At 64.8% G+C, this 9,642-nt stretch carries 11 protein-coding genes; 4 read left to right on the top strand and 7 right to left on the bottom strand.

Annotation, left to right across the window (positions count from 1 at the left end; all coding sequences use genetic code 11):
• Positions 1-102: 102 nt before the first annotated feature.
• Together ACF8SD_RS23820 and ACF8SD_RS23815 are read right to left on the bottom strand one after the other, a co-directional pair.
• Positions 103-1,080 carry a D-2-hydroxyacid dehydrogenase family protein gene (locus ACF8SD_RS23820; RefSeq protein ID WP_392485264.1) on the bottom strand — a complete coding sequence of 326 codons (978 nt, stop codon included), beginning with the start codon at positions 1,078-1,080 and terminating at the stop codon, positions 103-105.
• A gap of 58 nt (positions 1,081-1,138) precedes the next feature.
• A complete protein-coding gene (locus ACF8SD_RS23815; RefSeq protein WP_392485263.1) occupies positions 1,139-2,047 on the bottom strand; it encodes a LysR family transcriptional regulator in 909 nt (302 codons plus the stop codon).
• A gap of 96 nt (positions 2,048-2,143) precedes the next feature.
• On the opposite strand from ACF8SD_RS23815, the gene ACF8SD_RS23810 reads away from it, so the two are divergent.
• The gene (locus ACF8SD_RS23810; protein ID WP_173889787.1) at positions 2,144-3,322 is read left to right on the top strand and encodes an MFS transporter; all 1,179 of its coding nucleotides are present in this window, start codon (positions 2,144-2,146) and stop codon (positions 3,320-3,322) included.
• Positions 3,323-3,337: 15 nt separating this feature from the next.
• Here the strand turns inward: ACF8SD_RS23810 and ACF8SD_RS23805 are convergent, their stop codons facing one another.
• Positions 3,338-3,961: a glutathione S-transferase family protein gene (locus ACF8SD_RS23805; RefSeq protein ID WP_173889786.1), complete on the bottom strand. Its 624-nt coding sequence runs from the start codon at positions 3,959-3,961 to the stop codon at positions 3,338-3,340.
• A 191-nt stretch (positions 3,962-4,152) separates the two neighbouring features.
• On the opposite strand from ACF8SD_RS23805, the gene ACF8SD_RS23800 reads away from it, so the two are divergent.
• Together ACF8SD_RS23800 and ACF8SD_RS23795 are read left to right on the top strand one after the other, a co-directional pair.
• Positions 4,153-4,455 (top strand): DUF3077 domain-containing protein, encoded by a 303-nt coding sequence (locus ACF8SD_RS23800; protein WP_173889784.1) that lies wholly within the window; start codon positions 4,153-4,155, stop codon positions 4,453-4,455.
• Between the two features lie 79 nt (positions 4,456-4,534).
• Positions 4,535-5,260, top strand: a complete 726-nt coding sequence (locus tag ACF8SD_RS23795; RefSeq protein ID WP_029886081.1) for a hypothetical protein — start codon at positions 4,535-4,537, stop codon at positions 5,258-5,260.
• A gap of 30 nt (positions 5,261-5,290) precedes the next feature.
• On the opposite strand, the gene ACF8SD_RS23790 is transcribed toward ACF8SD_RS23795, so the two are convergent.
• On the bottom strand, positions 5,291-7,042 hold the full coding sequence (locus ACF8SD_RS23790; protein WP_173889782.1) for a phosphoethanolamine transferase CptA: 1,752 nt from the start codon (positions 7,040-7,042) through the stop codon (positions 5,291-5,293).
• A 204-nt stretch (positions 7,043-7,246) separates the two neighbouring features.
• Between ACF8SD_RS23790 and ACF8SD_RS23785 the strand changes: the two genes are divergently transcribed.
• Complete coding sequence (locus ACF8SD_RS23785) at positions 7,247-7,402, top strand: DUF2986 domain-containing protein (protein ID WP_392485262.1); 156 nt, start codon at positions 7,247-7,249, stop codon at positions 7,400-7,402.
• Between the two features lie 25 nt (positions 7,403-7,427).
• Here ACF8SD_RS23785 and ACF8SD_RS23780 read toward each other — a convergent pair whose 3' ends face one another.
• From ACF8SD_RS23780 to ACF8SD_RS23770, 3 genes are all read right to left on the bottom strand, one after another.
• Positions 7,428-7,802: a hypothetical protein gene (locus ACF8SD_RS23780; RefSeq protein ID WP_249414275.1), complete on the bottom strand. Its 375-nt coding sequence runs from the start codon at positions 7,800-7,802 to the stop codon at positions 7,428-7,430.
• 173 nt (positions 7,803-7,975) lie between these two features.
• Positions 7,976-8,566, bottom strand: a complete 591-nt coding sequence (locus ACF8SD_RS23775) for a biliverdin-producing heme oxygenase (RefSeq protein ID WP_173889778.1) — start codon at positions 8,564-8,566, stop codon at positions 7,976-7,978.
• A 74-nt stretch (positions 8,567-8,640) separates the two neighbouring features.
• Entirely contained in the window at positions 8,641-9,588 is a 948-nt protein-coding gene (locus tag ACF8SD_RS23770; protein WP_173889776.1) for a LysR family transcriptional regulator, read from the bottom strand.
• Positions 9,589-9,642 lie beyond the last annotated feature (54 nt).

Below are 9,642 nucleotides of genomic sequence, written 5' to 3'. Positions count from 1 at the left end.
AGGCAATACTGGCCCGAAACAAACGTAGGAGCGGGTTTACCCGCGAAGCGCCGCGCGGGCGGCGCTCGATCTCACAGGCGCTGCATATCTGCTGGCAAACACTCAGTTCCCTGCCCCCAGCACCTGCGGGTTGGCAACGTTCTGCGGTGCCCCCCCAAAAAACGCCAGCACATTGTCGAAGGCATCACCGAAATACAGCTCGTAGCCGGTCTTTTCCACATACCCCAGGTGGGGCGTGGCCAGCACACGCGGGTGGCGCAGCAAGGGGTGGCCGGGGTCGAGCACCGGCTCCTGCTCGTACACATCCACCGCCGCATAACCTGGCCGGCCTGTATCCAGTGCTTGCAGCAACGCCCCTGGCGCAATCAGTTCCGCGCGGCTCACGTTCACCAGCAGGGCGTCCGCCTTCATGCGTGTCAGGTCGTCCAACGTTACCCGGTGCCGCGTTTGCTCGGACAGGCGCAAGTTCAGGCTGACAACATCCGCTTCGGCAAAAAACGCCTCGCGTGACGCCGCGGCCCGGTGCCCATCCGCCGCGGCTGCAGCCCGGCTGCTGTCGCTGCCCCACACCAGCACCGGCATGTCGAACGCCTGCGCATAGCGGGCCAGGCGTTGGCCGATCTTGCCGTAGCCCCAGATACCCAGCACCTGGCCAGCCAGTGCCTGCCCCAGGTTGACTTGCCAGTGGCCTTGGCGGAAGGCATCGATGGCCGGCACCAGTTGGCGGCGGGCATTGAGTATCAGCGCCCAGGCCAGCTCCGCTGGGGCGACTGGCGAGCCCCGGCCCTCGGTCACCACGATGCCACGGGCGGTACAGGCGGCCAGGTCGAGGTGGCTGGAGACCTTGCCGGTCTGGCTGATCAGCTTGAGGCTTGGCAGGCGATCGAGCAGGGCTGCGTCGATGCGGGTGCGTTCGCGGGTCAGTACCAGCGCGTCAGCGTCGGCAAAGCGTGCCGCCAATTGCTCGAGCGTCGCTGGCTGGGGGGCATGCAGTACGTGGACATCGTGCCCGTGCAGGCGACTGAAGCAGTCGAGGGTACGGATCACGTCCTGATAGTCGTCGGGGATGACAATGCGCATGGTGGTCGAGCCCTGGCAGTACTATGGGGGACCCACGATAACCCAACCTTCCCTGCGTTCAAGTGCCTACAAGGGGGGGTGACAGCTGCTCCACCAGAAAATCCACGAACACCCGCACCCGCGCCGGCATCGACGGCCCGCCCACGAACACGGCATGGATCGGCTCGCGGTCGTCAGGGTTGTAGGCTTCCAGCAGCGGAAGCAGGCGCCCGCTGGCCAGGTCATCGGCCACCGTGAAGGTGCCGATGCGGGCCACGCCTGCCCCCAGCCTGGCCAGCTGTGCCAGTGCTTCGCCGCTGCTGCATTCGATGTTGCCCCGCACCTTCAACGCAAAGACCTCGCCGTCGCGGCGGAACGGCCAGTCTGCTACGGCCCGGCGGAAATTGAAGTGCAGGCAGTTGTGGCCGGCCAGGTCTTCAGGCACCAGCGGCGTACCGCAGCGCGCCAGGTACTCCGGCGAGGCCACGACCACCTGGCCGGTTTCGCCAATTGGGCGGGCGCTGAGCGAGCTGTCGGGCAGGTGGCCAAAGCGCAGCGCAACGTCGGCCTGGCCGGCGTGAATGTCGGCCACCTCGTCGCTGATGGTCAGGTCGACCAGTACCTGCGGGTAACGCGCGCTGAACGCCGCCAACAGCGGCACCACGGTCAAGCGGGCATGCCCTTGCGCGGCGCTGATGCGCAAGCGCCCGCGCGGCACGCCCTGGTCGGCGATCGCATCCTCGACTTCCTGCAGGTCGGCCAGCACCCGCCGCGCGCCGCGCAGGTATGCCTCGCCCTCGGGGGTCAAGGTCAGGGCGCGGGTGGTGCGCAGCAGCAGGCGGGTGCCCAGCCGGTGCTCGGTGCGGGCGAGAATGCGGCTGACCGCCGAAGGGGTCAGGTTCAAGGCGCGGGCGGCGGCAGACAGGCTGCCCGCGTCCGCCACCTTGGCGAAAACCGCCATTTCACCGGATCTACCGCTGAAGTCCATTTGTGCCTCGCAAGCAAAGGTGATTGGCAAAAAGGCTGTCTAGTGCGCCAGGGAAGCAGATCGTAGCATTTGCCGCATAGCTAAGGAGTTTTTGCCATGCGTATCAATCCACCTCTGGTCGCACTTGCCATCGGTGCCTTCGGCATCGGTGTCACCGAGTTTGCCCCCATGGGCATGTTGCCCAGCATCGCCACTGACCTTGGCGTTTCCATACCTGCTGCCGGGCTGTTGGTCAGTGCCTATGCCCTCGGTGTGCTGATCGGCGCACCGCTGATGACCCTGGCCACGGTAAGGATCCCGCGGCGTTACCTGTTGATCGGCTTGATGGCGATCTTCACCCTGGGCAACCTGATGTCGGCACTGGCCAGTGACTACGCCAGTTTGCTGGTTGCCCGCGTGGTCACGTCACTGAACCACGGCGCGTTCTTTGGCATCGGCTCGATCGTCGCCGCCAGCGTGGTACCGCCCGAGAAGCGCGCCGGGGCAGTGGCAGCGATGTTCATGGGCCTTACACTGGCCACCATCGGCGGGGTGCCGCTGGCCACCTGGTTTGGTGAAATGCTGGGCTGGCGCACGGCATTCTGGGGCATCGCCGGGCTTGGCCTGATCGCGATGACCACGCTGTGGTATGCACTGCCGAACGTACCCTCGCCCAAAGGCGACGGGGCCATGGCCGAAATCCGCGTGCTCGTGCGGGGGCCGGTGCTGGCGGCGTTGTTGCTGACCGTGGTGGGCTCCAGCGCCATGTTCACGGTGTTCACTTACATTGCGCCGATCCTGCAGAACGAGGCTGGCGCGTCCACCACGTTCGTCACCGCCATGCTGGTGCTGTTCGGTGTCGGCCTGACCTTGGGCAACGTGTGGGGCGGCAAGGCAGCGGACCGCTCAGTCGAGCGCACCTTGATCCTGTCGTTGGCGGTGCTGATTGCCGTGCTGCTGGTGTTCCCGCTGGTGCTGGACTGGCCACTGCCCACGGCACTGGCGATCCTGGTCTGGGGGGCGGCCAGCTTCGCCTTGGTGCCACCACTGCAGATGCGCGTGATGGAAGCGGCCAAGGATGCCCCCAACCTGGCCTCGGCGGTGAACATCGGTGCATTCAACCTGGGGAATGCGATCGGTGCGGCGCTGGGGGGCGCGGTGATCAATGTGGGGTTGGGCTACGCGGCGATTGCCCTGGCAGGGGCGACGATGGCGGCGCTGGGCCTGGTGTTGGTGCTGCTGTTTGCCTGGCGTGGCCGCGGGGCGGCCGTGGCACATTGCAATGTGCCAGGCTGACCGCGCCGAGTGGCTTTACGGGGTGCCGTTACGGCCATGCAGATGGTAAGCCGGGCGCTCGCTCAGGCGCTCGTAGTAGTCGCGCACAGCCGGTAGGTGCGGGTGCTCGAACGGCGTTTCGAACCAGCGGTTGACCGACAGGCCGATAGGAATATCGGCCAGGGTGAACTGGGCACCGGCCACGTAGGCCCCGGTGGTGGCCAGTTGCCGGTCGAGGATGTGCATGTAACGCGCCCAGTCCGCACAACCCGCCGCCAGCGCCACGGGGTCCTGGTGGGCGGGCGAATGCCTGACCAGCGACATGAACGCGTAGCTCCAGGCGCGGTTCAAGTCTGACGCTTGCCAATCGATCCATTGGTCGATCCTGGCCCGTGCCTGTGCTTCGCCGGGGTAGAACGCGGTGGCGCCATAGCGGTTGGCCAGGTAGCGGATGATGCTGTTGGACTCCCACAGGGTGAAGTCGCCATCCTGGATCACCGGAACCATGGCGTTGGGGTTCAATGCCAGGAATTGCGCGGTGTCGGTGGCCTTGAAGCCCGAACCCCAGTCTTCGCGTTCGAAGGCGACCTCGAATTCGGCACAGGCCCACAGGACTTTTCGCACGTTGATGGAAGAGGCTCTGCCCAATATCCGTAGCATGATGTTCGTCCTGAGTGGGGGTGGTTGATCGTCCGCCACTGCCCGGTCTCGGTCAAGGGGCAGGGTGCAAGGGGGGGCGGCACGGTAATTTTGTAGGGCATTTCCGAAAATGAGCCGTTCCAGGCTCAAGTCATTGTGGTGGCCCAGGCCGCCGCCTAGTCTCGGCACGCTCAACCCCCCGAGGAATGAACATGGAAAACGACACCCCCGAAGACAACAACACGCTCAATGTGGTGGCGGCGGCCAGCCGTTTCGGCCACCCCGATGCCGAACTGGTGCACATGCGGCCGCAGTTGCCGATACGAACCGCGCTGACGGAAGCCTCGGCCATCATGGGCTGCATTACTGAAATCACGCGCAAGGCCATCGACCGGCCAAGTGACCGCAAGGTGATGATCAAGGCCACGTTCTACCTGGCGGGCATGGCCAAGGCGCTGGTCGATGGCCAGCTGCTGCAGATGCGCCAGGCGCGCGAGAAGGAGAGCATCGAGTAGACAGGGTTGCCTGGGGGCCATGAACTTGGCACCCTTGGGCGGTTTGAATCGTCTGCATCACCTCAAAAGGAGGTTCGCATTGAGTTGGGACAAGGTGGGGAAGCTCCTGGTCGCGGTGCTGGTTGGCCTGATGGTCCTGTCGGCCGCCTACGCGTTGTTCAGGGGCAACCCGCGGCTGGAAGCGTCACTGACGTATGCCTACCTCACCTATCCTGGCCAGTTCAGCGAGCGCATCAGCAAAGCCAGCGACCAGCTCAAGTATGAGCAGTTGCAGGGGCGCATCAACAGCATCAGCCAGGGGCAGTTGAGCCACGATCAGGTCGAGCGCCTGGTCGAACTGGCTCAGTTGCCGTACGCCCAGCTGTTCGCCAAACCTTTCGAGGCGGGGTTGGTGGACCACCGTACCGGCTTGCTCATCGAGCTGCACAACAGTGGCGATGCGCCGGTGCGCCAGGTCAAAGTGCGCCTGCCAGGCAAAGGCCTGGTGCAGGTGCGCGATGCTGCTGGCAACGACACACTGCTGGAGCAGGCTACCGCGCAAGTCGACATCCCTGTCATCGAGCCGGGTAGCCGGTGCAAGGTGTGGGTGTATTTCGACGCCGATTATTCCCAGATCCGCCAGGGCGGCGTCAGCATTACCCATGCCGACGGCGCAGCCAATGTGCAGGTGTATCACGAAGTGATCGGCTTCCCGGCAACCGTGGCCCGCTACAGCCGCGAGCTCATGGGGCTGCTGGTGGTACTGGCGCTGGGTGTGCTGGGCCTGGGTTACGCGCTGCTGGCTCGCCGCGCAGCGCAGCGTTAGGCGCTGCGCCGCAGAGCCCAGGCGCCTGCCTTACTGTTGAGCCTCGCGGCTGGCCGTCTGCTGCTCACCCGCTGCCTTGCCCCCAGGCAACTGATCGAACGGGTGCAAGCCGGCTTTGCGGTAGGGGTCGCCGATCCAGCGCGGTGCCGCCACGAATTGCGCGCTCACCAGGCTCTTGGCCGGCTCGAAGCCGTCATAGCTCAAACCGGCAAGATCCGACAGCGTATGGATCAGGTGCGAGCTGCTGTACGGGCGCTTGGCCATTGCCTGCAGGTCCCGCGGGTGCTGGGCCTGCCAGCTGGGTGAGGTCCACACCAGGAACGGAATGGTGTACATCGGCCGGGTCGGCGCGCTTTCGTTGCGCCCCAGGCGGTCGTGGTTGCCAGAACTGTATACGTCCTCACCATGGTCGGACAGGTAGACCAGAAAGCCATTCGGGCTGCCGGCAGCGTAGCGCTTGATCAGGCTCGACACCACGAAGTCGTTGTAGCGCACTGCGTTGTCGTAGAAATTGTAGGTTTTCACCTGGTCATCGGTCAGTGCACTTGGTGCGCCCTGCTTGTCGGTGAAGTGCGCATAGGCGTCCGGGTAGCGGTAGCGGTAGTCCATGTGGGTGCCCAGCAGGTGCACGATGATGAACTTGTTGGGGGCCGGGTCTTGCAGGGCCTTCTCGAACGGTGCGAGCACCACGTCATCGTACTGGCTGGCATTCTGGTTGCGCTGGTTGTTCAGGTACACCGGCACGTCCGTCTGCTGCGAGAAGGTGGTGAGCATGGTGTTGCGCTTGGTCATGGTTTGTTGGTTGGTGATCCAGAAGGTCTTGTAGCCTGCCTGTTTCATCAGGTTGATCAGCGATGGGTCGGTGAGGAACCGGTCCGGGGCCTGCTCGTCGCCGAAGGTCAGAATCTGCTGCATCACTTCGATGGTGTAGGGGCGGGGTGACACCACATCGCGGAATACGGTCAAACCCTTGTCGTCGGCGGCCAGCGCGTCGAGGTTGGGGGTGGTGTCACGGTTGTAGCCATACAGGTGCATGTGCTCGCGGGTGGTCGATTCGCCCAGCACCAGGACCAGCGTACGCGGTGCCGAACCGCTGTTGTCACGCAGGTTCTGCAGGGGCGGCAGGGCAGCATTCTGCGCCAGCAGCGCCTGCATGTTGTCCAGTTGCTGGCGGTACTGGCGGTAGCCGACCAGCAATTGCCAAGGCACTGCAGGTTCCATGCGCTGCTGTACCTTTTCCAGCGCATCGGCAAAATTGCGCTCCTGGGTGACCATTTGCTTGTAGAACGGCAGCACCAGGTTGGCTGCCAGCAACAGCACCACCACTGGCAGGCGGCTGCGCAGCGGCAGGTAGACCGGGCGCACGCGGCGCCACAGCAGCACTGCCCCCACGGTGTACAGCAGCAACGCCAGGCCCAGCCAGGCACTGAAGTACTGGCTGAAGTACTCACCAGCCTCGGCGGTGTTGGACTCGAACATCACGAAGATGACGCTCTGCGAAAACTCCTGGCGATAAATGCCGAAATAGCTCAGGCCAACCAGCGAAGCAGCCCACAGCAGCAGGCCGATGAGCGCCGCAGTGGCGCGGGTAAGGCGGGGCAGCAGCAGCACCGGGGCCAGCCACAGGCTGCTGAGGAAGAACGCATCACGGAAACCCGAGAAACCGGTAGTGCCACTGAACAGCAGCAGTGCCTGGGTGACGCCAGAGAAATACCAGAAGAACAGCAAGAGCCAGCCCAGGCCGGCCCAGTCCACGCGGGAAGGGGAAGTGGTATGTGACACGTGTGCCTCGTCGTACCTTGGTAGCCCGCAAATATGTGCGTGGCCGGAAAGGGCGTGACGCTAATCTGTGGACTGTGAAAATAACGTCAAGGCGAGCAGCCATCGGGCCTTGGTCGTAGCCCGCTGCGCAGCGGCCGTGCGCAGCGGGTTGCTTGCACGGGTATGATGGCGGCAGCTAAACCGTACTCAAAGGCCGTGTGGACCATGAACCGTCGTAAGAAGATCAAGCAGCTGTTGCAGGCGCACCAGAAGAAAGCCAGCGCCAAACTCGCGCCGCGCAAGCCCAGGTACATCTGCAAGGCTGACCGTTTGAAGCTGGAAACAGAAGGGGTGGGTGCTGCCCCACCCCAGGCTGACTGAAGCGCCAGCAGCCGGTGTGTCGGCTTCAGCGGCGGTAGTGCCGGTGCTCGTCATAGTGGCGTTGGTGCATCGCCCGCTCATGGCGGCGCTCCCAATCCCGGCGGCGTTCCCAGTCACGTCGCCGCTCCCAGTCGCGCCGGGCCTGCTCGCGGCGCCACTGCTCGCGGCGCCAGTCGCCCCTGTGGTCGTGCCAGCGGTGGTCATCATGGGCCAGCAGGGTCGCCGGCTGAACAGCGGCCGCACTGGCCACGCTCGGCCAAGGGTTGCTGGCCGCAGGCAACGCTGGCTGAACGGCCGGGGCCGCCACCTCGACCGGTTTCAGTGGCAGGGCCGAAGCCGTGCCCGCTGCTGCAAGCGAGAACAGACCGAACAGCATCCACCTGGCGACTTGTATTTTCATGAGCGAAGCCCACCTCTGATCACAATTGAGCTATCAGGCCAGCGGTGAGGCAAGCCGCTTCGCCTGCCGTGACCGTTCTGAGCCACTCTCATAGACCAGTAACCAGGAAAAAGTTCGCTGCAGCAATAACTTGTACAACTCTGCGGCATGCAACCCGCGCCGCCCAAACCGGATCAGCGTTCGGCAAACACCGCGCGCAGGTGGCTGCGGTAATGCTCGAACGCAGCGATTGCGCCGTTTATCGCCTCGGCCTCTTGCTGTTCATCCAGCGCCAGGGCGTCCAAACGGGCCACAAACTCACGCCAATGCAGTGCACGGCCATCAGGGTGCGGGGCCAAGTGGCTGGCGCCCTGGTCTTCACCCAGGCCCAGGCGTTGGGTGTACTTGAACAGAAACGCAGCCCCCAGGTTCGACCCCTCGCTGCAATACAGCCAGCCCAACGCCTGCGCCGGGCTGGCGCACACCGCAGGTGGCGGCGGTGGCGTGGGCAGGCCCAGGTCCAGCAGGTCGGCCTGCACCGCGGCAAACCTTGACAACGCCGACAGCCCCGGCAGTTGCCGATTGAGCTGCGGGTCCTGATACAACGCCAGCAAGCTGCCATGAAAACCATGCTGCACCTGCAGGAACCGGCCGTAGCGCTCGCGGCTCTCAAACGGCCGTGCCGCCATGACCAGCTGATCGACGCTGTCATGGTCGCGGCTGCTGGCCGCTTTCAAGCGTTGGCAGCGGCCTGGCTGCGAAACGGAGGGGGGGGCTGCGGTCATCGGTATATCCGTGGCATGAACGTAATGCGCCCATCATGCTTGCCACCCCGGCCAGCAGCAAGCATTGCGCGGTGTCAGGCGCCTGCACGGCTGGAGCCCTTGCGCGAGCCGGCTGAGCCGTCGCGGGCAAACAACCCATGGACCACTGCGCGCAACCAGCGGTTACCCCCGTCCTGGTGGTAGCGGGCGTGCCAGTGCTGCTTGACCGTGAAACCCTCGACCGCGAACGGGCAGTCGTGCACCTGCAAATCATGCATGTCGGCCAACGTCTGCCCGATATGGCGGGGCAGTGTGGCGATCAGGTCGGTGCTCCGGAGGATCATGCCCAGGCCCAGGAACGCCGGTAGCTCCAGCACGATGCGGCGCTCGATGCCGGCCCGCGCCAGTGCCGTTTCCAGCAGCTTCTGGCCGGTGCCGGCGCTGATCTGCACATGGCCTTCGGCGTGGTAGCAGGCCATGCTCAGGCCGCCGGCCAGGCGCGGGTGCCCGCGTGCGCTCAGGCACACCCAGTCCTGGTCGAACAGCACTTGCTGGTACATGCCACCGCCCAGCCACGGTACGAAGCCGATCGCCAGGTCAGCTTCACCCGACTCCAGCGCGCTTTCGCTGTTGCCATCGATGCGTACCGCCTCCAGGCGAATGCCGGGCGCGTGGCTGCGCACGTGGTTGAGGATGCTGGGCAGCAAAGTGATGTGGCTGGCGTCGCTCACACACAGGCGAAAGCGCCGTTGTGCGGTAGCGGGTTGGAACTGCGGTTCCCAGGCCGCCAGCCGGCGCAGTGATTCGAGGACTTCGCGGCACGGCCCGATCAACTGGTCGGCGCGCGGGGTGGGCGCCATGCCCCCAGGGGTGCGCACGAACAGCGGGTCGTTCAGTTGTTCGCGCAGGCGGCCCAGCCAGATGCTGATGGTCGGCTGGCTCTGCCCCAGCTGTTCAGCGGCGCGGGTAACGCTACGGCAGTGATAGAGCACGTCGAACAGTTGCAGCAGCTTGGGTTCGGGCAGTACCGGGGCAGCGGTCATTATTGCAAATCTCAATGGGGCTATTTGCCGCATTGTATAGCGCTAATAAGCGTG

The organism is Pseudomonas sp. CJQ_9 (genome assembly GCF_043106615.1).
GTDB lineage: Bacteria > Pseudomonadota > Gammaproteobacteria > Pseudomonadales > Pseudomonadaceae > Aquipseudomonas > Aquipseudomonas juntendi.
This window is presented reverse-complemented; position numbering and strand designations above follow the sequence as displayed.

Excerpts from the sequence above, each read along its gene's own strand:
- ACF8SD_RS23820 (WP_392485264.1), bottom strand. The coding sequence starts at position 1,080 with ATGCGCATTGTCATCCCCGACGACTATCAGGACGTGATCCGTACCCTC.
- ACF8SD_RS23815 (WP_392485263.1), bottom strand. The coding sequence starts at position 2,047 with ATGGACTTCAGCGGTAGATCCGGTGAAATGGCGGTTTTCGCCAAGGTG.
- ACF8SD_RS23810 (WP_173889787.1), top strand. The coding sequence starts at position 2,144 with ATGCGTATCAATCCACCTCTGGTCGCACTTGCCATCGGTGCCTTCGGC.
- ACF8SD_RS23805 (WP_173889786.1), bottom strand. The coding sequence starts at position 3,961 with ATGCTACGGATATTGGGCAGAGCCTCTTCCATCAACGTGCGAAAAGTC.
- ACF8SD_RS23800 (WP_173889784.1), top strand. The coding sequence starts at position 4,153 with ATGGAAAACGACACCCCCGAAGACAACAACACGCTCAATGTGGTGGCG.
- ACF8SD_RS23785 (WP_392485262.1), top strand. The coding sequence starts at position 7,247 with ATGAACCGTCGTAAGAAGATCAAGCAGCTGTTGCAGGCGCACCAGAAG.
- ACF8SD_RS23780 (WP_249414275.1), bottom strand. The coding sequence starts at position 7,802 with ATGAAAATACAAGTCGCCAGGTGGATGCTGTTCGGTCTGTTCTCGCTT.
- ACF8SD_RS23775 (WP_173889778.1), bottom strand. The coding sequence starts at position 8,566 with ATGACCGCAGCCCCCCCCTCCGTTTCGCAGCCAGGCCGCTGCCAACGC.
- ACF8SD_RS23770 (WP_173889776.1), bottom strand. The coding sequence starts at position 9,588 with ATGACCGCTGCCCCGGTACTGCCCGAACCCAAGCTGCTGCAACTGTTC.